This window comes from Bradyrhizobium sp. (assembly GCF_016219575.1).
Classification (GTDB): Bacteria; Pseudomonadota; Alphaproteobacteria; order Rhizobiales; family Xanthobacteraceae; genus Bradyrhizobium.
Window position 1 is genome coordinate 1,262,770 of the sequence record NZ_JACRMG010000009.1, and the last position, 25,488, is coordinate 1,288,257.

The following is a 25,488-nucleotide window of genomic DNA, read 5'->3' on the forward strand; positions in this document are numbered from 1 at the left end:
GGGCATGTTCTTTTCCGAGAACCGGTTCCCACTTTTCGGGATCATGCCCTATTCCTTGGGGAACTCGAGTCCCATTTCGCGGTAGCGGTCGGGATCGTCGCCCCAGTCCTCGCGCACCTTCACGAACAGGAAGAGATGCACGGGGTGGCCGACGATCTCGGCGATCTCCTTGCGCGCCGCCGCCCCGATCGACTTGATGGTGGCGCCGCCCTTGCCCAGCACGATCTTGCGCTGGCTTTCGCGCTCGACGAAGATCGTCTGCTCGATGCGCACCGAATTGTCCTTGCGCTCGGTCCAAGTGTCGGTCTCGACCGTCGACTGGTACGGCAGCTCCTGATGCAGCTGCTCGAATATCTTTTCCCGCGTAATCTCGGCGGCGAGATGGCGCATCGGCGCCACCGTCATCTGGTCCTCGGGATAGAAGAACGGCCCCGCCGGCAGCGCCGAGGCAAGCGCCTTGCGCAGGTCGGCGATGCCGTCGCCGGACAGCGCCGAGATCATGAAGGTGTGATCAAACTTCATGCGGTCGTTGGCGGCCTTGGCCAGCGCCAGCAGCTTCTCGCGCGCCACGAGGTCGATCTTGTTGATCACCAGCATCTTGGGATGCGGCACGTTGGCGAGCTTCTCGAAGATCGCCTCCGCCTCGGCATCGAGCCCGAGCTTGGCGTCGAGCAGCACGCAGACGAGGTCGGCATCGTGCGCGCCGGTCCAGGCGGTGATGACCATGGCGCGGTCGAGCCGCCGCTTCGGAGCGAAGATGCCGGGCGTGTCGACCAGGATGATCTGCGCGTTGCCCTCGATGACAATGCCGCGGATCAGCGCGCGCGTGGTCTGCACCTTGCGCGACACGATGGTCACCTTCTCGCCGACCAGCGCGTTGACCAGCGTCGACTTGCCGACATTGGGCGCGCCGATCAGGGCGACGAAGCCGCAGCGCGTCGCGGCCGGCGTCGCCGTCGTTTCTTCAGCCTTCATATTTGCCGCCGACTTCGCGCGCGAGCATCGCCAGCGCCGCGTTCTTTTCCGCCGCGCGCTTGTTGCCGCCGACGCCTTCCGCCGGCTCCAGCCCCGGCAGGCTGACCGCGACGCGGAAGTGCGGATCGTGGTGCGGCCCGGTGCGTTCGATCTCGCGATAGACCGGGGTCGGCAGCCCCCTGGATTGCGCCCATTCCTGCAGCGCGGTCTTGGCGTCGCGCATCGGACGACGGTTCTTGTGCATCCGCTCGGTCCAGTGGCGTTCGACGAAGGCGGCCGCCGCCGGATAGCCGCCGTCGAGATAGATCGCGCCGATCACGGCCTCGCAGATGTCGCCGAGCACGGACTCGCGCAAGCGGGCGGCGGCCGCGGAATTGCCGACAGCGCCGAGCTTGATGTCCTCGCCGAGCCCGAGCGATCTTGCCACCTCCGCGCAGGTCTCCCGGCGCACGAGGTCGGCGAGGCGCTTGGACAGCTCGCCCTCGTCGGCCTTCGGAAACGCCTTGTAGAGCATGTCGGAGATGACGAGGCCGAGCACGTGATCGCCGAGAAATTCCATGCGCTGGTAGCTGTCGGCGCGGTTGCGCTTGGCCTGGCTGAGCGCCGACACATGCGTCAGCGCCGTGACGAGGCCGGCGCGCTTGGCGAACTTGTGCCCGATGCGGGTCTCGATCGAATTCAGCGCCGCCGTCTTGCGGGCCCCGGCCCCCTGCTTCTTCTTCCGCGCAGCCTCCCTGGTGGGCGCAGAATCCGGCGCGGCGTCGGACTGCTGGCTTGCGTCGCCGGATCTGGCCGGTTTCTGGATGACGGGGGTGTCGTCGTTCATCGCACGATGGTGAAGAGGCGATTCCAGCGCACGGCCGTCGGCCAGCGCCAGAACATCCAGGCGTGTTCGCCCTCGGCAATCGAGAAGAAGATCATCTGGGCGCGGCCGATGATGTTCTGGTACGGCACGTATCCGACCGCCGACAGCACGCGGCTGTCGGTCGAGTTGTCGCGGTTGTCGCCCATCATGAAGAAATGGCCGGCCGGGACGGTGTAGACATTGGTGTTGTCGTAGAAGCCGACATCGACGCAATCGAGCGTCTCATAGCTGACGCCGTTCGGAAGCGTCTCCCTCCAGCGCTTGACGCGCGCGTTGGCGTCGGAGCCGCAGGGGTCTTCGCCGACGAAATCGGAAAGCCGCTCGCGCTTGACCGGCATGTCGTTGATGTAGAGCAGCCCCTCCTTCATCTGGACGCGGTCGCCGGGCAGCCCGATCACGCGCTTGATGTAGTCGGTGGAATCGTCCTTCGGCAGGCGGAATACGACGATGTCGCCGCGGGCGGGATCGGAGCCAAAGATGCGGCCGGAGAACAGCGGCGGCGACAGCGGGATCGAGTAGTGGCTGTAGCCGTAGGAATATTTCGAGACGAACAAATAGTCGCCGACCAGAAGCGTCGCCTTCATCGACCCGGAGGGGATGTTGAAGGGCTGGAACAGGAAGGTGCGGATCACCAGCGCGATCAGCAGGGCATGGATGACGACGCGGACGGTTTCACCAAATCCGCTCTCTGATTTAGTCCCTGAAGTCACGCTCATCGCTTTCCCAATTTCCGCACGCGGGAGCCCCGCGCGGTGGCAGAGCGTTTTCCTTGAGCGAATCGGTTACCCGTCCCGCTCGAAGAAAATGCTCTCTATTTCTGTTGTTGAGAACGCTTTCCGGCGCAAACCGGAACCGCTCCTCGCTCGACCTGATAACCCTGCGGCGTTTTAGACGGTTGTTCGCAGACGCGCAATCAAGGCTGCGAATAAAACTACGCAAATCATTGATATTACAATGACTTTTAGTTTTGCCCTTGCCTGGATGCGATTCCGACCGGAAGGCCTCAGGATTTGCCGGGGGCGACGGCCGAAATTATGACAAAGGCCTGCGCGAGCGGCCAATCGTCGGTGATGGAGAGGTCGATCCGGGCTTCCAGCCCTTCCGGCGTCAGGGCCTGCAGACGGGCCAGCGCGCCGCCCGTCAGCTGCACGGTCGGCCGGCCGCCTGGCAGGTTCACCACCCCCATGTCGCGCCACCACACCCCGCGCCGAATCCCGGTTCCCAGCGCCTTGGAACAGGCCTCCTTGGCGGCAAAGCGCTTGGCATAGGTGGCAACCACCATCTTCTCGCTCTTGGCGCGCCGCTCGGCCCTGGCGCGCTCGGCGTCGGTGAAGATGCGGTCGAGAAAGCGGTCGCCATGGCGCTCGATCACCTTGGCGACCCGGGTGATGTCGATCAGGTCGGAGCCGATTCCGATGATCATGCCGCGCCTTCCGCCTTCTGCCGCCCCCGCGCCATCGCAGCACGCATCTGGCGGACGGTCTCGCCGATGCCGACGAAGATGGCCTCGCCGATCATGTAATAGCCGATGTTGAGCTCGACGATCTCGGGCAGCGCGGCGATGGTCTCGGCGGTCGCATAGTCGAGCCCGTGGCCGGCATGCACCTCGAGCCCCGCGGCGCGCGCCAGTTTCGCACCGGCCACGATGCGCTGCCATTCGGCACCGGCCCTGGCGGTGTGGCCGTCGACGACGGCGTCGCACCAGGCGCCGGTGTGGATCTCGATCACGGGCGCGCGCAGCTTCGCCGCCATCTCGATCTGGCGCGGATCGGCGGCAATGAACAGCGAGACCCGGATGCCGGCATCGTTGAGCCTGGCGATGAAGGGCTGCAGCACATTGTGCTGGCCGGCGACGTCGAGCCCGCCCTCGGTGGTGAGTTCCTCGCGCCGCTCCGGCACCAGGCATACTGCGTGCGGCTTGGTCGCGAGCGAAATCCGCAGCATGTCGTCGGTCGCCGCCATCTCGAAATTCAGCGGTTTCGAGATTTCGGCCTTCAGCCGCGTCATGTCCTCGTCGCGGATATGGCGGCGGTCCTCGCGCAGATGGGCTGTGATGCCGTCGGCGCCGGCCTCGATGGCGGCTAGCGCCGCGCGCACGGGATCGGGACGCTGCCCCCCGCGCGCATTGCGCAGGGTGGCGACGTGATCGACATTGACGCCGAGGCGCAGCGGCGGAGGTTTGGGCATCGTTTCAACTCGTAGACTAATCCGGTGGACGACCCCTCATCCTGAGGAGCGCGGAACGCGCGTCTCGAAGGATGCGGGCCCCAATGTGACCTCATGGTTCGAGACGGCGCAAGGGCGCCTCCTCACCATGAGGGTCTACCATACGTGAAAAATTATCCGTTGACGCGCTCGACCCGCGCGACGACCGCCTTTGCACGGAGTTGCGCGATAATTGCACTGAGATGCTTGAGGTCGTAGACCTCGAGGTCGATGGTGAGCTCGGTGAAATCGGGCGAGCGGCGGTACATGCTGATGTTGTCGATATTGCCGTCGTGCTCGGCGATGACGGTGGCGACCTGTGCGAGGCTGCCGGGCTCGTTGACGTTGTCGACGCGGATGCGCGCCGGGAAGCGCTGCGGCGTGGTCTCGTCGATGTCCCAGCGCACGTCGAGCCAGCGCTCGGGCTCGTCCTCGAAATCCTTCAGCGCCGGCGCCTGGATCGGATAGATCGTGATGCCCTCGCCCGGCGTGATGATGCCGACGATGCGGTCGCCCGGCACCGCGCCGCCATTGGGCGCGAACTTGATCGGCAAATCGGCCTTGCCGGTGCCCCCGACGGGAATCACGGCGCTGGAGCGCGACGGATGGTGCGGCTGGGCCTGCTTCAGCTTGTCGGCGAGACCTTTCTTGAGGCCATAGCGCGCGACCCGCTCCTCCTTGTAGTCGGGATACATCGCCCGGGCGACGTCGGAGGCTTTCAGTTCGCCACGGCCGACCGAGGCCATCACCTCCTCGATGGAGGTTCGCGCCAGCCGCGCCAGCGCGCCCTTCAGCTTGTCGTCGGCATAGTCGATCTTGGCGCGCGCAAACAGGCGCTCGATGATGCGCCGGCCGAGCCCGGCATACTGGTCGCGCACCGCGGTGCGGGTGGCGCGGCGGATGGCAGCGCGCGCCCTGCCCGTCACGGCCAGCGTTTCCCACGCCGACGGCGGCGCCGACTGCGCCTCGGAGGTCAGCACCTCGACCTCGTCGCCGTTCGCAAGCTCCGACGACAGCGGCGCGAACTTGCCGTTGATCTTGCAGCCGACCGCGCTGTTGCCGACGTCGGTATGCACGGCATAGGCGAAATCGATCACGTTGGCATGGCGCGGCAGCGCGATCAGCTTGCCGCGCGGGGTGAAGCAGAACACCTGGTCGTGGAACAGCTCGAGCTTGGTGTGCTCGAGGAACTCTTCCGGGTTGGCGCTCTCCGACAGCATGCCGATGGTGTGGCGCAGCCAGGCAAATGCGTTGGACTCCCGCTTCAACAGCTCGGTCGGCGAGCCAACGCCGTCCTTGTAGAAGGCATGCGCGGCGATGCCGAATTCGGCGATCCGGTCCATCTCCTCGGTGCGGATCTGCAGCTCGACGCGCTGGTTGCCCGGACCGATCACGGTGGTGTGGATCGAGCGGTAGTCGTTCTGCTTGGGCGTCGAGATGTAGTCCTTGAAGCGGCCGGGCACCACCGGCCAGGTGGTGTGGACGACGCCGAGCGCGTGGTAGCAGGCTTCGACGCTGTCGAGCACCACGCGGAAGCCGAAGATGTCGGACAGTTGCTCGAAGCCGACCGACTTGCGCTCCATCTTGGTCCAGATCGAAAACGGCTTCTTGCGGCGGCCATAGACGTGGGCGACGACGCCGTTCTTCTGCAGGTTCTTGTGCAACTGGCTTTCGATCTCACCGATCAGGTTGCGGTTGCGCTCGGCCAGCGCATCGAGGCGCTGCTTCACCACCGCATAGGCTTCCGGATCGATGCTGCGGAAGGAAAGGTCTTCCAGCTCCTCGCGCATCTCCTGCATGCCCATGCGGCCGGCGAGCGGTGCATAGATGTCGAGCGTCTCCTCCGCGATGCGACGTCGCGAGGCCGGCGGCACGAATTCCAGCGTGCGCATGTTGTGCAGGCGGTCGGCGAGCTTGATCAGGAGCACGCGGACGTCGTCGGCGATGGCCAGCAGCAGCTTGCGCAGGTTTTCCGCCTGCTTGGCCTCGCGCGAGACCAGTTCCAGCCGCTTCAGCTTGGTGAGGCCCTCGACCAGCGCGCCGATCTCGTGGCCGAAAACCTGGTCGATCTCGGCCCGTGTCGCCTCGGTATCCTCGATGGTGTCGTGCAGCAGGGCCGCGACGATGGTGGCGTCGTCGAGCTTGAGGTCGGTGAGGATCGCCGCGACCTCGAGCGGATGGGAGAAATAGGGATCGCCGGAGGCCCGGGTCTGGGCGCCATGCGCCTTCATGGCGTAGACATAGGCGCGGTTGAGCAGGTCCTCGTTGGTGTCCGGGTTGTACGACCTGACTTTCTCAACCAGGTCGTATTGCCGCATCATGCCGGCACGCGGCTTGGCCGGCCGGGCGGGCGCAGGCGCAGCGGCGGGCGCCACCGCAACCTGCTCGGTTGCGGCCTGCATCTGCCGTGTACTGCGACGCCAAAACACCATCCGATTCGCCGTCTGCTATCGCCTGCCCATGGACTTGCTGCACACCCCTCATCCGGTGTTCGAGCCAGAATGCACCCAACCGGGTATAGATGGCCCGCCCGCCGTCTAAAGAACGCATCCTAACCAAAAAAATGTCAACAAAAGCAAAGGCCCGAACAATTGTCCGGGCCTTTTCGTAAAATTGCGGTGTGACGGTATGGGTTACTCGTCTTCTTCCGGCTGTTCTTCCGGGGGCGCGAGGCCCTCGAGGCCCTTGAGCAGCTCCTCTTCGGTCATGCGCTCGACCGCGACCTCGGTGTCGTCGGCATCGACGCTGGCGCCGGCCGAGCCGATCAGCGGCACAGTGTCGGGCTCGGGCTCGTCGACCTCGACGAACTTCTGCAGGGAATGAACCAGCTCTTCCTTCAAATCCTCTGGGGAAATCGAGGATTCCGCGATTTCGCGCAGCGACACGACCGGGTTCTTGTCGTTGTCGCGATCGACTGTCAGTTGCGAGCCCGACGAGATCATGCGCGCGCGATGCGCTGCCAACAGAACCAGGTCGAACCGGTTGTCCACCTTGTCAATGCAGTCTTCCACGGTGACGCGCGCCATCTGCTGTCGCTCCGTTAAATGGGGCCGAAATTGCTGATTGTTGGCCGTTAGTTATAGGCGTCGGCAGGAATACGCAAGGCCAAATTGTGATTTGGCGTTACAGCCCCCCTCTGCTAACCCCTCGCCGGGGCCAGGAGGCCGGAGCGTCCAGAGACAGGCCCAGGTGCCGTCCAGGACAAGCCAAAACACTAGATTGCAGTGTCAAAAGTCTGGGTTTTTCGCCCTCGCCGTACCACAATTGCAGTGGTGACTGTCGGGGGGATGGATTCACCGAACTTTAGGCGCATGGCGTGAAACTGCGCGCAGCTCTTTGCAGCTGCGCGAAAACGCGATAACAACTACCAAGCGAAAAGGCTTTTGATGTCGACACCCGTTTCCAACAAGATTGCGCTCTTCATCGATGGCGCCAACCTGTATGCCACAGCGAAGACGCTCGGCTTCGATATCGACTACAAGCGCCTGCTGAAGGAATTCCAGGGCCGCGGCACCCTGCTCCGCGCCTTCTATTACACCGCCATCATCGAGGATCAGGAATACTCCTCGATCCGCCCGCTGATCGACTGGCTCGACTACAACGGCTACACCGTCGTCACCAAGGCAACCAAGGAATTCATCGACGCCTCCGGCCGCCGCAAGGTCAAGGGCAACATGGACATCGAGCTCGCGGTCGACGCCATGGAACTGGCCGAGCACATCGACCAGATGGTCTTGTTCTCCGGCGACGGCGATTTCCGCTCGCTGGTGGAGGCGGTGCAGCGCCGGGGCGTCCGGGTGACCGTGATCTCGACCATCGCCAGCCAGCCGCCGATGATCGCCGACGAATTGCGCCGCCAGGCCGACGTCTTCACCGATCTGGTGGAACTGCAGTCCAAGCTCGGCCGCGACCCCTCCGAGCGGCCCGCCCCGCGCGAGCGCGGTGAGCGCGGCGAATCGCGTCACCACGCGCCGCAATTCCTGCAGCGCGCCACCACCATGGCGCCCCGTGGAGCCGGTGACGATTTCGAAGACTAGTCTCGGCCTCTCCCCGACCGAACCCGACCTCGACTGTCCGCTCTGTCCGCGGCTGGCGGCGTTTCGCGCCGAGGCGCGGGCGCGGGAACCGAATTGGCATAACGCGCCGGTCGCATCCTTCGGCGACCCGGGTGCACGCGTGCTGATTGTCGGACTCGCTCCTGGGTTGCAGGGCGCCAACCGCACCGGACGGCCCTTCACCGGCGACTATGCCGGCGACCTCCTCTATTCGACGCTGCTCGATTACGGCTTCGCCAAAGGCAAATACGAAGCGCGGCCGGACGACGGCCTTGCGCTGGTCGATTGCCGGATCAGCAATGCGGTGCGCTGCGTGCCGCCGCAGAACAAGCCGCTGCCGGCCGAAATCAACACCTGCCGGACGTTCCTGGCTGCCACCATGGCGACAATGCCGAAGCTTGCGGGCGTCGTGCTGCTCGGGCGGGTCGCCCATGATTCGACGCTGAAGGCGGTGGGCCTGAAGGCCGCCGCCGCGCCCTTTGCGCACGGGGCCGTGCACAAGGCCGGAAACATCCGCCTCTACGACAGCTATCATTGCTCGCGCTACAACACCAACACGGGCGTGCTGACGCCAAAGATGTTTCGCGACGTGTTCGCGCGGGTACGGAAGGACCTGGGCTGATCGCCACAGACTTTGCAGGGTGGGCAAAGCGAAGCGTGCCCACCTTCACGAGCGCGAACGTAATGGTGGGCACGGCGCGAAGTGCGCCTTTGCCCACCCTACAAGTCAGCGCGGATTTTCCTTCAGCCACGCCAGCACGTCGCCGGCGTTCCGGTCCGGCGGAAACACCGGATAGAACACGTGGGTGATGCGGCCGTCGTCGACGACGAGCGCGAGGCGCTTGATTAGCGTAAGACCCGCCACCTCCATGGTCGGCAGTTGCAGCGCCTCGGTCAGCCTCAGCTTCTCGTCGGACAGCACCGGAAACGGCAGATGCAGCCGCGCGGCCATCTCGGCCTGGTATTCGTTGCTCTGCGTCGACAGGCCGAAGACCTGTTTGGCGCCGGCTGCCTTCAACTCCGCAAAGAGATCGCGAAACGAGCAGGTCTGCGGCGTGCAGCCGCGGGCGCCCGGGATCATGTCCCAGTCGTCGACCAGGCTGACCTTGCCGGGCTCGCCGGTCCGGGGATAGGCGAACACGACGGTGCGGCCCGCAAGCTGCGACAGGTCGACGGCGGTGTCGTTGGTGGCGCGCAGGCTAACGGAAGGGACTCTTGTCCCCTTCAAATGCGCCGCGCCGCCGTCGTCCGTCGGCGCCGGGATCTTGCTCCAGTCGACTTCCAGCAGGTTCTTCTGGTTCATCTCGTCGATCTCCAAGGCCGCGAATAGCGAGTGGCGAATAGCGAATGGCAGCGCACCCGGCCGAACACTACGCTACTCGCCATTCGCCACTCACCATTCGCCAATCTATCCCCGCGCGCGCATGAGCCGGCCCTTCTCGCGGCTCCAGTCACGCTTCTTCGCGGTCTCGCGCTTGTCGTGCAGCTTCTTGCCCTTGGCGATCGCCAGCAGCAGTTTTGCCCGCCCGCGCTCGTTGAAATAGAGCTTCAGCGGGATCAGCGTCATGCCCTCGCGGTCGACCGCACCCATCAGCTTGTTGATCTGCTTGCGATGCAGCAGCAGCTTTCGCGGCCGCTTCGGCTCGTGATTGAAGCGGTTGCCCTGCAGATATTCCGGGATGTTGGCGTTGATCAGCCAGAGTTCGCCGTCCTTGGAATCGGCATAGGATTCCGCGATCGTGCTCTTGCCGCTGCGGATCGATTTCACCTCGGTGCCGGTCAGCGCGATGCCGGTCTCGATCGTGTCTTCGATCGCATAGTTGAAACGGGCCTTGCGATTTTCGGCGGCGACCTTGATCGGGCGTTCGTTCTTCTCGGCCACGTTAACCCTTCTTGAGGAGATCGCGGATCTCCGTCAGCAGTTCTTCCTGCTTCGTGGGCTTGGGCGGCGCGGCGGGCGCGGCCTCTTCCTTGCGCTTGAACTGGTTCATGGCGCGGATCACGAGGAACAGCACGAAGGCGACGATCAGGAAGTTCAGCGTCAGCGTGAGGAAATTGCCCCAGGCCAATACGGCGCCTTGCTTTTTGGCATCGGCCAGATTGGTCGCCGTGACCGACTTCGACAGGCCGGTGAAATAGTTGGAGAAGTCGAGCCCGCCGGTGATGGCGCCGATGATCGGCATGATGATGTCGCCGACCATCGAGGTGACGATGGCGCCGAAGGCCGCGCCGATGATGACGCCGACCGCGAGGTCGACGACATTGCCCTTCATCGCAAATTCCTTGAATTCCTTCAGCACGGCGAATCCTCCCCTGCGACGGCGGGCTTATTCAGAAGCCGAAAATGCGGCAGACTCTTGATTTGACGCGTTTCCTTCACGCGAACCGGTGCCCACTTCGCTTCAAAACGCTTCAGTTGATCAGGCCGGCATGCACCATGGCGCTGCGCACGGCGGCGCGGGTCGATTCCTGCACCGGCACCATCGGCAGCCGCAGCTTCTCGTCCATCTTGCCGAGCAGCGACATCGCATACTTGATCGGCGACGGGCTGGTTTCCATGAACAGGTTGATATGCAGCGGCATCAGCTTGTCGTGAATCTTCAGCGCGGCTTTGACGTCGCCCTTCTGCCAGGCCAGATGGAATTCCGAGCAGAGCCGCGGCGCAACGTTCGACGTGACGGAGATGCAGCCGTGGCCGCCATGGGCCATGTAGCCGATGATGGTGGCGTCTTCGCCGGAAAGCTGGTTGAAATCCTCGCCCATCGCGGCGCGCTGCTGCGATACCCGCACCATGCTGGCGGTGGCATCCTTGACGCCGGCAATGTTCTTCAATTCCCACAGCCGCTTCATGGTGTCGACCGACATGTCGATCACCGAGCGGCCCGGAATATTGTAGATGATGATCGGGATGTTGATGGCGTCGTTGATCGCCTTGTAGTGCTGGTACATGCCCTCCTGCGTGGGCTTGTTGTAGTAGGGCGTGACGATCAGCACGGCGTCGGCGCCAGCCTTCTCGGCATGTTGCGACAGCTCGACCGCTTCCTTGGTGGAGTTGGAGCCTGCGCCCGCGATCACGGGCACGCGGCCCTTGCTCTCCTCGATGCACCATTCGACCACGCGCTTGTGCTCGTCATGGCTGAGCGTCGGGCTCTCGCCGGTGGTGCCGACCGGCACCAGGCCGTGGGTGCCCTCGGAAATCTGCCAGTTCACCAGGGAGCGGAACGCAGCCTCGTCGAGCGAGCCATTCTTGAAGGGCGTGACCAGAGCGGTGAACGACCCCCTGAATTTTGTCTTGGCTGCCATGGACTTCCTCCGGAACTTGCGCGCGACAGGTGAACTGAAAGGCATTCATATCGGGTCTGAAGTCGCGGCGAAAGGGCCGTACCGGCCCTGTTCCATCCTCAGTCAGCCGCGATTTCGCCGCGGTATTGGCGCACAGAGCGCTGGGCCCACAGGGGTCTATTAGTATTTTGTCCACATATTCAATCAAATAGACCTAAGGCTTGTCTGGTTGAACGATTCGCCGCGAAGGAACGCCGTGATCCGAACCGTGCGCGCAGCAGCGTTGCGATCCACCGCTTTGGCAACGTGCCTGGCGCTGGCGGCAGCGTTCTCGATTCCCGCGGAAGCCGCTCCCAAGGTCCCGCTGCCAAAGCCGCGGCCGATTGCGCGCAATGCCGCGCCCGCAACGACCTCGGCGATTGCGCCGGCATCGCCGAAGGGCGTGGACAAGAGCGTCGCTGCCGCCCCCGTTCACACCGCGCATGCAGGCCCCGCGGCCGCGCCGCCTGGTCCGCCGCCCCGCCCGGCAGCGGTGACGGCGCGCAAGCACATCACGCCAGCGGCAGTGGCTGCGACATCGACCACCTCGCAGGCCGACAAGGACGCGCTGGAGAACGTCATCGAGCTCCTGCGCAAGCGCAAGCCCGACGATGCCACGCAGGCGGAGGCTGCGATCTCCGATCCGGTGGCACGCAAGCTGGCGGAATGGCTGATCCTGCGCAGCGACAACAACAACGTCACCGTCGAGCGCTACCGCGCCTTCATCTCGGCCAATCCGAGCTGGCCCTCGCAGAGCTTCCTGCGCCGGCGGCTCGAGGCCGCGCTGTGGGACGACAAGCGCGAGGATGCCGCGATCTGGTCGTGGTTCGAGAACGAATCGCCGGTCTCGGCAAAGGGACGCCTGGCGCTGGCGAAGGCGATGATCGCCCGCGGCGACCGCAGCAATGCCGAGCGGCTGGTGCGCCAGGCCTGGCGCAACGATCCGATGTCGGAGGACACCGAGGGCAACGCGCTCGACATGTTCGGCGCATTCCTGAGCGGAGGCGACCACAAGGCGCGGATGGACGCCCTGCTCTACGGCACCGAGAACGAGGCGGCGGGCATGCGCGCCGCCAAGCGCCTGGGCTCGGGCCACGTTGCGCTCGCCAAGGCGCGCATCGCGGCGAACCGCAAGGGCGGCAATCTCAAGGCCCTGCTGGATGCCGTGCCGCGCGAGCTGCATTCCGATCCCGGCTATCTCTTCGCGAAGATCCAGCTGCTGCGGCGCGACGAGAGATTCGCCGAGGCCGCGCAGTTGATGATGAGTGCGCCAAAGGATCCGGGCCGGCTGCACAATCTGGACGAATGGTGGATCGAGCGGCGGCTGCTGGCGCGCAAGATGATCGACGTCAACGAGTTCCGCACCGCCTATCTGATCGCGCGCGATGCCGCGCTGCCGGCCAGGGACATCTACAAGACCGAGCAGGAATTCACCGCCGGCTGGATCGCGCTGCGTTTCCTCAGCGATCCCGCGGTGGCTTCGCAGCATTTTGCGCGCATCGGCGTCGGCAGCGTCAATCCGACCGCGCTGGCCCGCGCCGGCTATTGGCAGGGCCGCGCCGCGGAGGCCGCCGGCCGCGCCCAGGAGGCCCGCGCCGCCTACACCCGCGCCGCCGAGCAATCGACCAGCTATTACGGACAGCTCGCCCGCGCCAAGCTCGGCCTGCCCCAGATCGAGCTGAACGGCGCGCCGTCTGCGCGCGGCCGCAGCCCGGAGCGGCTCGAGATCGTGCGGGCGGCGCAATTGCTCTATGAGCTCGACGAGGGCGACATCGCGGTGCCCCTGCTCGCCGACATGGGCGAGAACGGCGACCCCGAGGCGCTGGTCGGGCTCGGCGAGATCACCGCCCGCTATGCCGATGCGCGCGGCATGCTGCTGATGGGCAAGGCCGCGCTCAACCGCGGCCTGCCGTTCGATTTCTACGCCTATCCGGTGAACGGGATCCCGCCGTTCAAGGCGATCGGGCCCGAGGTCGAGAAGAGCATCGTCTACGCCATCGCCCGCCAGGAAAGCGCCTTCAACCCGTCCGTGGTGTCGCCGGCCCAGGCCTACGGGCTGATGCAGGTGACGCCGGATGCGGCGCGCTATGTCTGCAAGCGCCACGGCGCCACTTACGACCTCGCCCGGCTCAAGAACGATTCGGCTTACAACGCCACGCTCGGTGCCGCCGAGCTCGGCGGACTGCTGGAGGACTACCGCGGCTCCTACATCATGACCTTTGCGGCCTACAATGCCGGCCGCGGCAGCGTGAAGAAGTGGATCGAGCGTTATGGCGATCCGCGCGACCCCAAGGTCGATGCGGTCGACTGGGTGGAACTGATTCCCTTCTCCGAAACACGCAACTATGTGCAGCGGATCATGGAGAACCTGCAGGTCTACCGTGCCCGCTTCGGCGGCGGCACGAAGCTGCAGATCGAGGCCGACCTGCGGCGCGGCACCAGCACGGAATAGCCAGCCTTTATCACCAGCAGCGATGATCTCAGGCGATTCTCCGGGGCCTCGGGATCCCGCGCCCTCGCCATTGGCCGGCGGCGCCGGTCTGCAGCGCTTGGATGATACTTGGGATCGGAATCACCGAGCTGCCGGCGCTTTGATGGACTCCAGATTTTCGGGTTTCTCTTGAAACCCGTGGTGGGATAGACTGAGATGAACGACGCGAGCTGGCTCCATTTTGGGATCGGGTATCTCGGCCTCGTTGAATTCGAGCGGAAGGTGGAATTCGCTTAGTGGTGCGGCAACAAGCGGGCAGCAGTGCAAACGGCGGCCACCGTGCAGAAGCGAGAGATTCAGGGAGCCACTGAACATGAAACTGCCCCACGCAATTGCCGCCATAGCTTCGACGGCTATCGCCGCGCTGGTTTCGCTGCCCCCGACGGTGCAGGCGCAGACCTACGACCCGAAATATCCAGTTTGCCTGCAGATCTACCAAAGCATGGCGGATTACTACTTCGAGTGTGCCTACACCTCGATGCCGCAGTGCCAAGCATCGGCATCGGGCCGCAACGCCTCATGCGTCATCAATCCCTATTATGGCGGGAAAACGAGGGCCAGCACGCGCAAGAAACGGCCTCGAACACAGTGATGGACGGCTGGTTTCCGCAGGGCCGTCGCGGGCGGAACCAGAACGTCGCCCTTACCCCGGAAGCAGCACCGCGACCCCGCGAGCTGCTCACCATGAGCAGACTGGCCTTCCCGTTCCTTTGCATTGCGACGCCTGCTTCCGCGCAGCACCTCCAACGCCAGACCGGGAAATTCTTCTTTGGCCGGCGCTGTGTGTAAGGGCTTGTCCGCCCCGCCTTCAACATGCCGTCGTCGCTATCGGGAGCTGCCGTCAGAGTGCAGGGTCCTTCACGCGCACGTTCAATAGTCGCATTTTGAGCGATCAAAAGAAAACCCCCGGCAGTTGCCTGCCGGGGGTTCCGAGTGTTTCAAGTCGTTCAGGATCAGAAGTTACGCCGAGCCTGGAAGTTCAGGTAGACGGTGCTCTGGTCCCGGAACTCGTACCGAGCGACCGGCTTCGGAGCCGTGGGCGTCAGCAGCATCGAACCAGTCATTTTCTGGTCGAGGAAGATTGCGCCGACTTCACCCGAGAACGTCAGGTTCGCGACGGGGGTCCAACGGGTGACCATACCGACCTGGGCAACGTTGAAGTCCGGGTTGCAGACGTAGTCTGCAGACGGAGCCTTCGCTGCGGTGGTGTAGTTAGCACACCACTGGCCCTTGGCCGTCGTCAGGTCGCCCACGGTGCCGCTGTAGCGGACTGCCGAATAGGCACCCCACAGGCTCGTCGACCACTGGGGATCCCAGTTGTGGTTGAACGCACCACGGACACCCCAGGCATCCACCAGCTTCAGCTGACCGTCTCCACCGGCGAACACCGGCAGGTAGGTCGCATCAGCGGTTTGACCGAAACCGATGCTCTGATAGGCACCAGCGAGGCCCGTTCCACCGAACATAACGAAGCTCGGGGAAGGAGCGCTGGTCGCGATCACGTCCTTAACAGCACCCTTGGTGTAGCTGGCGTCGATCTTGATATCGTCGCCCGCTCCGGTCGGGATGTTCTTGATCTGCAAGGCGGCCATCACCGACCCGCCCCACTTGGAATCGGGGTGACCAGAGATCTCCGACACATTGTTCGGAACGCCAGTGCCAGCCGTCAAGATGTTATAGGACGGCACCACTTCGTGCGCCCGGCCCGAAATCTGGAACAGACCCCAAGCCTGGTCGACGCGGACGTTACCGACGATGTCGGGAGCATGCGTGCCGCCATAGGCACCCACACCCGCGGCGTTCGACGCGACGGTCGGAACAAACGCCATGTTGAGCACGGCAGTACGGTCATACACGGACGGGTCTTCGAGGCCGATGGTGGCCGACACGCCGTTGCCGAACTGCGCCTGGTACTGGATGTTGTTGACGCCGGTGACGCTGTCGTTGCCACCCATCAAGAACGACGTGTTGTTGCCGGGATAGCCATGCCACGGGGTCGAATAGGCCGAGGCAGACCGACCGAACGTGAATCCGGCAAATTGGATGAACAGAAGGTCGACGGAGACATAGCCGCCGCCAGGCCCCATGAGGCCGGTCGTGCTGGAGGCCGGGAACGTGCCGAGAGTCGTAGCATTGGCGGTGCCATTGTTCTGGAACTGCCAGTTGCTCAGACCGAAGGTACGGACCACGCCGTATTGGGTGGCAGTGCGGGTATCGACCGTCAACTGCATACGGGAACGGGCGCCGAAATAGTCACGATAGCGGTTGGTCTGACCGCCGTCACCGTTCCAGAACGGAGCGCCGTAGACGCCACCGTTGAACGTGACGTCAGCGCGCAGATAACCACCCAGCTTGATGCAAGTGTCAGTGCCCGGGATGTAGAAGAATCCGGCACCATACAGGGAGCAAATCTTCACGTATTCGACCGCTTTGGCCTTCACGGGAAGATCAGCAGCCTGTGCCCCACCCATGGCGAGAAGACCCGCCGCTGAGCCGAGGATAAGGCTCTTAATCGTCTTCATGTTAAACCTCCAAGTTGCTCCAAAGGGAAGGTTCCGGATCCGCTGGGTGAGACACCCTAAGGTTGGTTCCCTTGTCCCTATTTCACCGCTTAGCCGCTTCGCGCCTTCGGACACACCCGCTGAACGCGAGGGACTTAAGCGAACCACCTAATACGGGGCGACCTCGGGATGCCCCCCTCCGTCGCACGGTCACAATTACCGATGCATTCTGCACACGCAACAAAGGAACCGCTCCAAACGGGGGGAGTCAGGTCCTTTTTGGGTGGGTGTTGCACAAATAACACGCAGCCAGCATGAAAATATCCCCATAAGTAATTGTTCTGAAAAGATTTTTTCAAAAAGTTCCATTTGGTCTCGCTTGCACTGCGAAGACCGGCGCCGACCTCGTATTTCCACCCAATATAAGGTGTCGCGCGCAGAATCCTGCGCGGGAATCGATTGCGCAAACGCGCGCAACCACACAGCCGCGGGAACTTGAACGCGCACAGGCGCGGCTCGAATCCACCACCGCGTCTCGCGGAGGAAAATGCGAGAAAGCCTTATTTTGCAGGACTAACTTGAATCTCGCGCGTGACGAAGTTCCGAGCCGCGCGCCAACCGAGAATCGAATCTCGGGCGAAAGCGATGCGCGAACGATTCCTTCAGCGGCCCAGCCAGGCAAATCTCGTCGTCGCATCCTCGCCAAATCGATCCGCCACAGGCGGGCGAGCGACGCGAAGTGAGCGGGTTGGCCGTATGACGGCCGTTATCAATGCAAGTGTCGCATTTTAGACACGCTTCGGCCACGCCTGGCGGGCGGTTCAAGGGCCCCATGTCAGGACTAACGCCCCGTTCGTATCTGTCGCTTGCGGCTCGCCCCCGCGTCGGGCATATCGACCCATAACGGAGACGTGGCCGAGTGGCTGAAGGCGGCGGTTTGCTAAACCGTTATAGGCTTGTAAAGGCCTATCGAGGGTTCGAATCCCTCCGTCTCCGCCATCCACAGAGCTGAAGCCAAGGCACGCAGCCTCGAACGCTACTTCAAGTCGGGTTCCGGGACGGCGTTCGCCAAGAAGCGATTTCTTGGGGCTGCAAAGCGACGGATCAAAGATCGACATGATCGAAATGCTGCCCGTCCTGATGGAGCATCGCATTCTTCTTCGGACTCCGCGATTGATTAGGGAAGACCGATCGCGGTGAGAGGACTTGCAACCACCCTGCCCGCAAAGGATTCGCCGAGCTGTGTGAGCATCGGCCGGCCCGTACCGCTGCGCGGCGCTCGCGCGGGTGTGCGCATTGCAAGATAATGTGTGATGAGCGGGTCGGTGCCGCGCGAGAGTTCTGGCGATGACGTCGACCAACTCTTCTCTGATCCGCCGTACAACGTCGTCGATACCGGCGCGTGAGCATCGGTGAAGCCGGTCGAAGGATTTCTCCGCGCGCGGCCGGATCGGCGAAGCATCGCAAGCTCCGCATCGAGGACCACCGGCGATCGTCACGGTCGCCGGCGTTTTGGCGCTGAACCTAGTGTTCCGTCATCCAGGCGCGCGCTTCGCTGAGTGCGGCGGCGATTTCGATCTCGCTCATCTGCTCGGCCACTTCGCGGCGGAGCGCGATCGCATCCGGGCGGCCCTTCAGCGCGGCGAGGTTGAACCATTTGTGGGCGGCGACGAGATTGACGACGCCCGAACGGCCGCTCGCCCAGTAAAGCCCGCGCTCGAACAGCACGTCCTGGATCGCGGTTTCCGCAACCGGCACTGCGCCGTCCAGATCCAATGTTCCCTGAAACATGTTCGGTCTCCCCTTTTATTGTCGTTGGCCGCGTTCTCCCCCGAGTGCGGCCCCTGTCCCAACTATTAGACGCTATTCCCCACTGCCGTTTGCCGGCTTGTTGAGGCGAATATGGACGGACAAATTTGAAGGGCAGTTTAAGTATCGCGATGAACGGCATGTAAACGCGCGCGACCGGCATCCCGTGGCAGAATCGAAAAAGTGCCTGTGCCGCAGGCATTTCCCTGCAATCGCAAATTCCGGTTTACCGTCGCGCTTGGGACAACGATAACCATTTCCGCAGGGTACCACGCCGCTGTGTCCGGCCGCCGCGTGCACGGACGAACCCGGCAGCAGCGGGCGAAAGCCCGTGCAAGCCCCCCCCCTTGCGGGGACGAGATCGTACCAACGATGTCAGGGCATAAAAAAAGCCGGGGCGATCCCCGGCGGGCTTGAACGAGGGCGTCGGCGAACACGTCAGGACCAGATCCCAGTCCGTGGCCGCAAGGGCCCCGGGTGAAACTGCGGAACGAGCGTTCCGCAACGAACGAAGAAAGACCGTTTCTTCTGCCGTACCGCGCTTCGAAGTTCGAAAGTTCGATCCGGCCGTTGACCTGATGTCTCGCCGACACCCTCTTTCGTCGACCAGAGCTTTAGGAAGAAACCGGCTTTCGCAAGTCTGCCGCCTGAAGGCTCTCGTGACGCGCCGGCATCAAGGACACCGGCATCCTCTCAAAGGCGAGAGTTACTTCTTCTTCTTGGAGACCTTGCGGGTCTTCTTCGCAGTCTTCTTCACTGCGCTCTTCGCCTTCTTCGCCTTCTTCGCTTTCTTGGCCATGTTGCCCTCCTAATGTAGTGAGATGGCTTTGAGTTGCTGCGTGCACTCGGGAATCGAGATGCACGTCATCCCGAATACACCAACGAAATCAAAAAAACAGTGTCCCCCTTAAGGAAGTGTTGACGCGCCGCCGCGCGAGCGCATCGCGCGCATCGTTCGAAGATGCGACGGCGCACGCGCATCACGATGCGGGAAATGCCCGCGCCGTCCGCAGGGCATTTGCCGGGATTGCAGGAAATGCCTGTGCCGCAGCGATTTCCTTGATTCACGTTCGATGCATTCTTCGCGCGATGAAAGCGCGCGCGAAGCGCGCAACGTAGTTAACGACGGCGTTCGCGGACTCTGAGTCGCGAACTTTGGCAATGAAAATATTTTCGTGCTCACTGGCATGTTCGCTCGCTCGCGCGCGCCGAACGTCACCGCTGTTGCGAATCATCGCTGACCGATTCGCAACACGCATATCGCTTTGCGAACGTCGCTCGCGATCGGTTTGCGATGAAAAGGGGATGCGAAGTTGGCAACGCGCGCCGCCGCCGCGCGCGATCGTCAGAGTCCGAGCTTGGACTTCAGGAGATCGTTGACGGCTTGCGGGTTCGCCTTGCCGCCGGACGACTTCATCACCTGTCCGACGAACCAGCCGAGCGCCTGCGGCTTGGCTTTTGCCTGCGCGACCTTGTCCGGATTAGCCGCGACGATCTCGTCGACCACTTTTTCGATCGCCGAGAGGTCGGTGACCTGCTTCATGCCGCGCGCTTCGACGATCTGGCGGGGGTCGCCGCCCTCCTGCCAGACGATCTCGAACAGGTCCTTGGCGATCTTGCCGGAGATGGTGCCCTCCCCGATCAGGTCGACGATGGCGCCAAGCTGCTCGGCGGAGACCGGCGAGCCCTTGATGTCCCGCCCTTCCTTGTTGAGACGGCCGAACAGCTCGTTGATCACCCAGTTCGCCGCCACCTTGCCGTCGCGCTTCTTGTCGGAAAGCTTTGCAAGCACGGCTTCATAGAAGTCAGCGCTTTCGCGTTCGGCAACCAGCACGCCGGCGTCATAGGCAGACAGCTCGAAGTCGCCGACGAAGCGCGCCTTCTTCTGGTCCGGCAGCTCCGGCAGGTGCGCCTTTAGGTCGTCGACAAAGGACTGGCTGAATTCCAGCGGCAGCAGGTCGGGATCGGGGAAATAACGATAATCGTGCGCCTCTTCCTTGGAGCGCAGCGAACGCGTCTCGCCCTTGTTGGGGTCGAACAGCCGCGTCTCCTGCTCGATCTGCCCGCCATCCTCGATGATCTCGATCTGGCGTCGCGCCTCTACCTCGACCGCCTGGCCGATGAAATTGATCGAGTTCAGGTTCTTGATCTCGCAGCGGGTGCCGAGCGGCCCGCCTGGCTTGCGCACGGAGACGTTGACGTCGGCGCGCAAGGATCCCTTCTCCATGTCACCATCGCAGGTGCCGAGATAGCGCAGGATCGAGCGCAGCTTGGTGACATAGGCCTTGGCCTGCTCGGCATCGCGGATGTCCGGTTTTGAGACAATCTCCATCAGCGCGACGCCGCAGCGGTTGAGATCGACCAAGGACTGCGACGGTAACTTGTCGTGCTGCATTTTTGCCGGGTCCTGCTCCAGATGCAGTCGCTCGATGCCGACGGTGGCGGTCCGGCCGCCCTCGAGCTCGACGAGCACTTCGCCCTCGCCGACGATCGGCGACTTGTACTGGCTGATCTGGTAGCCCTGCGGCAGGTCCGGATAGAAATAGTTTTTCCGGTCGAACACCGAGCGCAGATTGATCCTTGCGTTGAGCCCGAGCCCGGTGCGCACCGCCTGCCGGACGCATTCCTCGTTGATGACAGGCAGCATGCCCGGCATCGCGGCATCGACCAGCGAGACCTGGCTATTGGGATCGCCGCCGAACGCGGTCGAGGCGCCGGAAAACAGTTTTGAGTTCGAGGTGACCTGGGCATGGATTTCCATGCCGATCACGACTTCCCAGTCGCCGGTTGAGCCCTTGATCAGCTTGCCAGACTTGGCTGCCTTGGTCTGTACGAAGGCTAGATGAGCCTCAAAGACTTGCAAAACTAACCCATCGATCTGTGCAAGAGACGCTTCCGTTCCCGGCAAAAGGTCTAGGACGCCGAGAATCATTATTGCATTCTCGTTAGGGAACCGCTCGTCCGTAAATTGATAGACCTCGGCCTGTTTGTCGAACGTACCGAACATGAGGTTGTGTCCGAGGCCGTTCGGATGGCAGCGCTCCGAAAGCTGCTCATAATACTTCCGAATGCCGGGCACTAACTTGTCCAGCTTGCCAACGTTGGTCAGAACGTTCTTGGCTTCGACGTGCGGGGCTTGCGTTAATACTTCCGGATCACGGCTCGCGAAAAATCCCTGCTCAACAAGTACCTTTAATTCTTCTAGTTTCCTCTCGGCAAGAAGGGTGGTTACGCTCTCTTCAAGTTGCGCAACAACAGCAACCGTTTCGACTAGGGCACGAGCGGAAAGGAAGGCCGCCAAGGTGCTTCGGCTATTCCATGCGTTCGCAATTCCGTCTACGAGCGCTACGACGCGGAACAGAAGCGCCTGACGATATGCAGCTAGTTGCCACGCAATCTCGGATCGATGTGGACCTGCACGCGTCACCTCATCGCGTCGGAGAGTGCTCAGCCGATCCAAGCAATCGTTAATCTGCGCGATCGAGGCCTTTTCCTTCTCCTCAAGTCTGTCATCCCAAGCGAAATGCATGGGTTGCCTTAGAGGGCGCTTGCTCAAGTTAGCATCGGCGGCGTTCATGATTTGCTACCCTCGATCAGCGCGAAAACGATCCGCCCCCACTCGGCTTCCAGCGCATCCTTGGCGACCGGCTGGCCGGCCTGCCGGTACCAGTAGCCGGCATTGCCGAGATCGCCCTCGACGCGGTGCAGATAGGCGTGCACCCAGGCGGCATCCTTGCCGGATTCATCCTGGACGATCTTGTGCGCTTGATCCCAATCGCCCTTCGCGGCCCACCACATCGCGGCAAGCGGTGGACTCAGCGCCGGCGCCGGTTGTGCGTCTGAAAGGCTGGCTTTCAGGTCCGCCATGCTCACCACCATCTTGGCGCGGTGAAGCGGCCGGCGGCCTGCTCGATCACCTCGCCGAGCGAGAACAGGGTTTCCTCGTCGAAGGGACGGCCGATCAGCTGCAGACCGAGCGGCAGGCCTTGCGAGTCCTTACCCGCGGGCACGGCGATGCCCGGCAGGCCCGCCATGTTCACGGTCACCGTAAAGATGTCGTTGAGGTACATCTCGACGGGATCGGCGCCACCCTTCTCGCCGACGCCGAAGGCCGCCGACGGCGTTGCCGGGGTCAGTATCGCGGTGACGCCCTTGGCGAAGCAGTCCTCGAAGTCCTTCTTGATCAGCGTGCGCACTTTTTGGGCACGTATATAATAGGCGTCGTAATAGCCGGCCGAGAGCACATAGGTGCCGATCATGACGCGGCGGCGCACTTCCGCGCCAAAGCCGCTCGCGCGGGTGTTCTCGTACAACTCGATGACATTGCGGCCCTGCTCGCGCAGGCCGTAGCGCACGCCGTCATAGCGCGCGAGGTTGGAGGAGGCTTCCGCCGGCGCCACGATGTAGTAGGCCGGCAGCGCATATTTGGTGTGCGGCAGCGACACTTCGACGAGTTCGGCGCCGGCCGCCTTCAGCCAGGCTGCGCCCTCGCTCCAGAGCTTTTCGATCTCCGCGGGCATGCCGTCGAGGCGATACTCCCTGGGAATGCCGATCTTCATGCCCTTCACGGACTTGCCGATCGCGGCCTCGTAATCGGGCACAGCGATGTCGACCGACGTCGTGTCCTTCGGATCATGGCCGGCCATCGAACGCAGCAGGATCGCGGCATCGCGCGTGGTGCGCGCGATCGGCCCGGCCTGGTCGAGCGAGGAGGCAAAGGCGACGATGCCCCAGCGCGAGCAGCGGCCATAGGTCGGCTTCACGCCGACGGTCGCCGTGAACGCCGCGGGCTGCCGGATCGAACCGCCGGTGTCGGTCGCGGTCGCCCCCATGCACAGCAGTGCCGCCACGGCGGACGCCGAACCGCCCGACGAGCCGCCCGGCACCAGCGCGGTGTTAGAGCCTTCGCGCCGCCACGGATTGACCACCGGGCCGAAGCACGAGGTCTCGTTCGACGAACCCATCGCGAATTCGTCATTGTTGAGCTTGCCGAGCATGACCGCGCCGTCGCGCCAGAGCTGCGAGGTGACGGTGGACTCGTAGGGCGGCACGAAATTGCCGAGGATTTTCGAACACGCGGTGGTGCGGACGTCCCTGGTCGCGAAGAGATCCTTGATCCCCAGCGGAATGCCGGCAAGCGGCCCCGCCTCACCCTTGGCAATCTTCGCATCGGCGGCCTGCGCCATGGCGCGGGCCTGGTCCGGCGTCTCCAGCACGAAGGCATTGAGCGAACGCGCGGCCTCCATCGCGGCCAGATGCGCGTCGGTCAGCTCACGCGACGTAAAGGACTTTTTCGCGAGGCCGTCGCGGGCCTCGGCGATCGTCATCGATGTCAACGTTGTCATTTATTGATCGGGCTGCAGAAGAACGGAGAAAGCGTCTTGTCGTTGGCGGGGTCGTCCTGCTTGGGGCGCGTCAACTCGCTGGCCTCGAGCGCGTCGAGCACCGCGTCAATCGCCTTGTCGGGATCGGCCTGTTTGCCCTGCTTCTCCATGGCATCCAGGAAATCCATATAGGCCTTGTAGGCCTTCTCATCGTCGCAGAGCAGACACATTGGATCTCGCCACTCTTTGGTTTGACGCGTTTTCTTTACGCGAACCGGTACCCACTTCGCTTGAAAACGCTATGTTACTCAACGACCTTCGGCACCAGAAAGAAGTGATCTTCCGTTGCCGGCGCATTTTTCAAGATGTCGTCGGCGATGTCGCCGTCGGTGACGACGTCGGCCCGCTTCTTCATCTCCATCGGCGTCACCGAAGTCATCGGCTCGACGCCGTCGACATTGACCTCCGACAACTGCTCGACAAAGGCCAGCATCGCGTTCAGCTCGCCCTGCAGATGGGGAACTTCGGCGTCGGTGACCGCGATCCGCGCCAGATGCGCGATACGGCGAACGGTCGTGGCGTCCACGGACATTAATATATGGCCTCAACGGGGGAATTCAGCCCGCCGTATAGCAGAGGCCGCTTTTGCGCCGCAACCGAGCTAACAGGCCCCTCAGCCGGCCATTTGGCGCATCCGGGCCAGCGCCGCGCCGGCCAGGGCCCGGGTCAGCTCCGCCGCCGGCATCTCCCGGCCCATCCCGACTGCCTGCCCTGCCCAAAGATTGGTGAAATCGACCCTTCCGAGCTTCTCGGCGGCCACCTTCAACGGCCCGAGCGCGGTGGCGGCATGGGGGAATGCCGGGGCATCCGGCGAGATCGGGCCGACCTCGCGCATCACGCGGTTGGCGACGCCGCGCGCCGGGCGGCCGGTCATCACATTGGTGATGACGGTGCTCTCGTCGGTTGCCTGCGCCAGCACCGCGCGGGCCGCCGCGGTCACCTTCGATTCGGGGCAGCGCAGATAGGCGGTGCCGATCTGCACGCCGGAGGCGCCGAGCGCCAGGGCCGCCGCGATGCCGCGGCCGTCGGCGATGCCGCCGGCAGCGATGACCGGCACCTTCACGGCATCGACGACCTGCGGCACCAGCGCGAAGGTACCGGGCTGCTCGGCGATGTCGTCGGTCAGGAACATGCCGCGGTGGCCGCCGGCTTCCGCGCCTTGCGCGATGATGACGTCGGCGCCGTTCTGCTCCAGCCAGATCGCCTCCTTCACTGTCGTCGCCGACGACACCACGATGGAGCCCGCCGCCTTGACGCGCCTGACCAGGTCCGGCGACGGCAGGCCGAAATGGAAACTCGCCACCTCGGGCTTCAGCTCCTCCACCACGGCGCAGAAGGCGGCATCGAACGGCGCACGATTGGCGGCGTTGATCGGTGCGGCGGGATCAATGCCGAATTCCCCGTAGTAGGAACCAAGCCGCGCCTTCCAGGCGGCCTCGCGCGCGGGATCGGCGTCGACAGGCTTGTGGCAGAAGAAGTTCATGTTGACCGGCGCGGAAACGCGCTGGCGGATGATGTTGACCTGCTCCCGCGCCTTCTCTGCCGGGATCATCGCGCAGGGCAATGAGCCCAGCGCCCCGCCCTGCGCCGCGGCAATCACCAGATCGGCATCCATCACGCCCGCCATCGGCGCCAGCACGATCGGGAATTCGGTCTTGAAGAGGTCGAGAAGTCGGCGGTCCGGCCACATGGTTTTTCTCTCTTGTCAGTTCAATTCTTGCACTGCTGCACCCTCTCCCCTAGTGGGCCTGTTGCGTAATTGGACTTATTGGCCGTGAGAGGGAAGAGGGACGTCTTTCGGATTGGGGCTGAAGGCTAGGTGGCTGTGTTCGGGGTGAAGCTTATGCTGCGATTGTCGCCCATCGGCGCATGTTGAACGCGA

Annotated in this window: 23 protein-coding genes and 1 tRNA gene; 5 read left to right on the forward strand and 19 right to left on the reverse strand. The window is 63.5% G+C overall.

Annotated elements, in window-relative coordinates:
• Window positions 1-48 precede the first annotated feature (48 nt).
• The 7 genes from era to rpoZ all read right to left on the reverse strand — a co-directional run bounded on the left by era (window position 49) and on the right by rpoZ (window position 7,071).
• Complete coding sequence (era, locus tag HZB49_RS11110) at window positions 49-975, reverse strand: GTPase Era (protein WP_291611041.1); 927 nt, start codon at window positions 973-975, stop codon at window positions 49-51.
• Window positions 965-1,801 (reverse strand): ribonuclease III, encoded by an 837-nt coding sequence (gene rnc, locus HZB49_RS11115; protein WP_291611043.1) that lies wholly within the window; start codon window positions 1,799-1,801, stop codon window positions 965-967. Before rnc ends, era begins: the two co-directional genes overlap by 11 nt.
• Window positions 1,798-2,556, reverse strand: coding sequence for a signal peptidase I (lepB, locus tag HZB49_RS11120; protein ID WP_291611045.1), 759 nt, complete (start codon window positions 2,554-2,556; stop codon window positions 1,798-1,800). The genes rnc and lepB overlap by 4 nt, the downstream gene beginning before the upstream one ends.
• Before the next feature lie 287 nt (window positions 2,557-2,843).
• Window positions 2,844-3,263, reverse strand: coding sequence for a holo-ACP synthase (gene acpS / locus HZB49_RS11125; protein ID WP_291611047.1), 420 nt, complete (start codon window positions 3,261-3,263; stop codon window positions 2,844-2,846).
• On the reverse strand, window positions 3,260-4,027 hold the full coding sequence (locus HZB49_RS11130) for a pyridoxine 5'-phosphate synthase (RefSeq protein ID WP_291611049.1): 768 nt from the start codon (window positions 4,025-4,027) through the stop codon (window positions 3,260-3,262). Before HZB49_RS11130 ends, acpS begins: the two co-directional genes overlap by 4 nt.
• Before the next feature lie 152 nt (window positions 4,028-4,179).
• Complete coding sequence (locus tag HZB49_RS11135) at window positions 4,180-6,477, reverse strand: bifunctional (p)ppGpp synthetase/guanosine-3',5'-bis(diphosphate) 3'-pyrophosphohydrolase (protein ID WP_291611051.1); 2,298 nt, start codon at window positions 6,475-6,477, stop codon at window positions 4,180-4,182.
• A 201-nt stretch (window positions 6,478-6,678) separates the two neighbouring features.
• A complete protein-coding gene (gene rpoZ / locus HZB49_RS11140) occupies window positions 6,679-7,071 on the reverse strand; it encodes a DNA-directed RNA polymerase subunit omega (RefSeq protein WP_291611054.1) in 393 nt (130 codons plus the stop codon).
• A gap of 360 nt (window positions 7,072-7,431) precedes the next feature.
• Here rpoZ and HZB49_RS11145 point away from each other — a divergent pair, with 360 nt between their 5' ends.
• Window positions 7,432-8,082 (forward strand): NYN domain-containing protein, encoded by a 651-nt coding sequence (locus HZB49_RS11145; RefSeq protein ID WP_291611056.1) that lies wholly within the window; start codon window positions 7,432-7,434, stop codon window positions 8,080-8,082.
• A complete protein-coding gene (locus HZB49_RS11150) occupies window positions 8,063-8,722 on the forward strand; it encodes a uracil-DNA glycosylase (RefSeq protein ID WP_291611058.1) in 660 nt (219 codons plus the stop codon). Before HZB49_RS11145 ends, HZB49_RS11150 begins: the two co-directional genes overlap by 20 nt.
• A gap of 105 nt (window positions 8,723-8,827) precedes the next feature.
• Here the strand turns inward: HZB49_RS11150 and HZB49_RS11155 are convergent, their stop codons facing one another.
• The 4 genes from HZB49_RS11155 to dapA all read right to left on the reverse strand — a co-directional run bounded on the left by HZB49_RS11155 (window position 8,828) and on the right by dapA (window position 11,403).
• On the reverse strand, window positions 8,828-9,403 hold the full coding sequence (locus HZB49_RS11155; protein WP_291611060.1) for a peroxiredoxin: 576 nt from the start codon (window positions 9,401-9,403) through the stop codon (window positions 8,828-8,830).
• A gap of 105 nt (window positions 9,404-9,508) precedes the next feature.
• Window positions 9,509-9,982, reverse strand: coding sequence for an SsrA-binding protein SmpB (smpB, locus tag HZB49_RS11160; RefSeq protein ID WP_291611062.1), 474 nt, complete (start codon window positions 9,980-9,982; stop codon window positions 9,509-9,511).
• 1 nt (window position 9,983) lies between these two features.
• The gene (mscL, locus tag HZB49_RS11165) at window positions 9,984-10,400 is read right to left on the reverse strand and encodes a large conductance mechanosensitive channel protein MscL (RefSeq protein ID WP_291611064.1); all 417 of its coding nucleotides are present in this window, start codon (window positions 10,398-10,400) and stop codon (window positions 9,984-9,986) included.
• Window positions 10,401-10,512: 112 nt separating this feature from the next.
• Complete coding sequence (gene dapA / locus HZB49_RS11170) at window positions 10,513-11,403, reverse strand: 4-hydroxy-tetrahydrodipicolinate synthase (RefSeq protein WP_291611067.1); 891 nt, start codon at window positions 11,401-11,403, stop codon at window positions 10,513-10,515.
• 235 nt (window positions 11,404-11,638) lie between these two features.
• Here dapA and HZB49_RS11175 point away from each other — a divergent pair, with 235 nt between their 5' ends.
• Together HZB49_RS11175 and HZB49_RS11180 are read left to right on the forward strand one after the other, a co-directional pair.
• Window positions 11,639-13,873: a lytic transglycosylase domain-containing protein gene (locus HZB49_RS11175; protein ID WP_291611069.1), complete on the forward strand. Its 2,235-nt coding sequence runs from the start codon at window positions 11,639-11,641 to the stop codon at window positions 13,871-13,873.
• A gap of 352 nt (window positions 13,874-14,225) precedes the next feature.
• Window positions 14,226-14,504 (forward strand): DUF3551 domain-containing protein, encoded by a 279-nt coding sequence (locus HZB49_RS11180; RefSeq protein WP_291611071.1) that lies wholly within the window; start codon window positions 14,226-14,228, stop codon window positions 14,502-14,504.
• Between the two features lie 361 nt (window positions 14,505-14,865).
• On the opposite strand, the gene HZB49_RS11185 is transcribed toward HZB49_RS11180, so the two are convergent.
• Window positions 14,866-16,434, reverse strand: a complete 1,569-nt coding sequence (locus HZB49_RS11185) for a porin (protein WP_291611073.1) — start codon at window positions 16,432-16,434, stop codon at window positions 14,866-14,868.
• Window positions 16,435-17,318: 884 nt separating this feature from the next.
• Here HZB49_RS11185 and HZB49_RS11190 point away from each other — a divergent pair.
• Window positions 17,319-17,412 (forward strand) — tRNA-Ser (locus HZB49_RS11190).
• Between the two features lie 525 nt (window positions 17,413-17,937).
• On the opposite strand, the gene HZB49_RS11195 is transcribed toward HZB49_RS11190, so the two are convergent.
• The 7 genes from HZB49_RS11195 to HZB49_RS11225 all read right to left on the reverse strand — a co-directional run bounded on the left by HZB49_RS11195 (window position 17,938) and on the right by HZB49_RS11225 (window position 25,296).
• Window positions 17,938-18,204, reverse strand: a complete 267-nt coding sequence (locus HZB49_RS11195) for a hypothetical protein (RefSeq protein ID WP_291611075.1) — start codon at window positions 18,202-18,204, stop codon at window positions 17,938-17,940.
• 1,363 nt (window positions 18,205-19,567) lie between these two features.
• Window positions 19,568-21,085 (reverse strand): Asp-tRNA(Asn)/Glu-tRNA(Gln) amidotransferase subunit GatB, encoded by a 1,518-nt coding sequence (gatB, locus tag HZB49_RS11200; RefSeq protein WP_291611191.1) that lies wholly within the window; start codon window positions 21,083-21,085, stop codon window positions 19,568-19,570.
• 710 nt (window positions 21,086-21,795) lie between these two features.
• Window positions 21,796-22,101, reverse strand: a complete 306-nt coding sequence (locus HZB49_RS11205) for a hypothetical protein (RefSeq protein ID WP_291611077.1) — start codon at window positions 22,099-22,101, stop codon at window positions 21,796-21,798.
• Window positions 22,092-23,567 (reverse strand): Asp-tRNA(Asn)/Glu-tRNA(Gln) amidotransferase subunit GatA, encoded by a 1,476-nt coding sequence (gene gatA, locus HZB49_RS11210; protein WP_291611079.1) that lies wholly within the window; start codon window positions 23,565-23,567, stop codon window positions 22,092-22,094. The genes HZB49_RS11205 and gatA overlap by 10 nt, the downstream gene beginning before the upstream one ends.
• Window positions 23,564-23,776: a hypothetical protein gene (locus HZB49_RS11215; RefSeq protein WP_291611082.1), complete on the reverse strand. Its 213-nt coding sequence runs from the start codon at window positions 23,774-23,776 to the stop codon at window positions 23,564-23,566. The genes gatA and HZB49_RS11215 overlap by 4 nt, the downstream gene beginning before the upstream one ends.
• 74 nt (window positions 23,777-23,850) lie before the next feature.
• A complete protein-coding gene (gatC, locus tag HZB49_RS11220; RefSeq protein ID WP_291611084.1) occupies window positions 23,851-24,138 on the reverse strand; it encodes an Asp-tRNA(Asn)/Glu-tRNA(Gln) amidotransferase subunit GatC in 288 nt (95 codons plus the stop codon).
• A gap of 81 nt (window positions 24,139-24,219) precedes the next feature.
• A complete protein-coding gene (locus HZB49_RS11225) occupies window positions 24,220-25,296 on the reverse strand; it encodes a nitronate monooxygenase family protein (RefSeq protein WP_291611086.1) in 1,077 nt (358 codons plus the stop codon).
• Window positions 25,297-25,488 lie beyond the last annotated feature (192 nt).

Coding starts and splice junctions, on each gene's coding strand:
- HZB49_RS11180 (WP_291611071.1), top strand. CDS start 14,226: ATGAAACTGCCCCACGCAATTGCCGCCATAGCTTCGACGGCTATCGCC.
- rpoZ (WP_291611054.1), bottom strand. CDS start 7,071: ATGGCGCGCGTCACCGTGGAAGACTGCATTGACAAGGTGGACAACCGG.
- HZB49_RS11145 (WP_291611056.1), top strand. CDS start 7,432: ATGTCGACACCCGTTTCCAACAAGATTGCGCTCTTCATCGATGGCGCC.
- gatC (WP_291611084.1), bottom strand. CDS start 24,138: ATGTCCGTGGACGCCACGACCGTTCGCCGTATCGCGCATCTGGCGCGG.
- era (WP_291611041.1), bottom strand. CDS start 975: ATGAAGGCTGAAGAAACGACGGCGACGCCGGCCGCGACGCGCTGCGGC.
- HZB49_RS11195 (WP_291611075.1), bottom strand. CDS start 18,204: ATGTTTCAGGGAACATTGGATCTGGACGGCGCAGTGCCGGTTGCGGAA.
- gatA (WP_291611079.1), bottom strand. CDS start 23,567: ATGACAACGTTGACATCGATGACGATCGCCGAGGCCCGCGACGGCCTC.
- HZB49_RS11205 (WP_291611077.1), bottom strand. CDS start 22,101: ATGGTGGTGAGCATGGCGGACCTGAAAGCCAGCCTTTCAGACGCACAA.
- rnc (WP_291611043.1), bottom strand. CDS start 1,801: ATGAACGACGACACCCCCGTCATCCAGAAACCGGCCAGATCCGGCGAC.
- HZB49_RS11155 (WP_291611060.1), bottom strand. CDS start 9,403: ATGAACCAGAAGAACCTGCTGGAAGTCGACTGGAGCAAGATCCCGGCG.
- dapA (WP_291611067.1), bottom strand. CDS start 11,403: ATGGCAGCCAAGACAAAATTCAGGGGGTCGTTCACCGCTCTGGTCACG.
- HZB49_RS11215 (WP_291611082.1), bottom strand. CDS start 23,776: ATGTGTCTGCTCTGCGACGATGAGAAGGCCTACAAGGCCTATATGGAT.
- HZB49_RS11185 (WP_291611073.1), bottom strand. CDS start 16,434: ATGAAGACGATTAAGAGCCTTATCCTCGGCTCAGCGGCGGGTCTTCTC.
- lepB (WP_291611045.1), bottom strand. CDS start 2,556: ATGAGCGTGACTTCAGGGACTAAATCAGAGAGCGGATTTGGTGAAACC.
- acpS (WP_291611047.1), bottom strand. CDS start 3,263: ATGATCATCGGAATCGGCTCCGACCTGATCGACATCACCCGGGTCGCC.
- HZB49_RS11135 (WP_291611051.1), bottom strand. CDS start 6,477: ATGGTGTTTTGGCGTCGCAGTACACGGCAGATGCAGGCCGCAACCGAG.
- HZB49_RS11130 (WP_291611049.1), bottom strand. CDS start 4,027: ATGCCCAAACCTCCGCCGCTGCGCCTCGGCGTCAATGTCGATCACGTC.
- HZB49_RS11225 (WP_291611086.1), bottom strand. CDS start 25,296: ATGTGGCCGGACCGCCGACTTCTCGACCTCTTCAAGACCGAATTCCCG.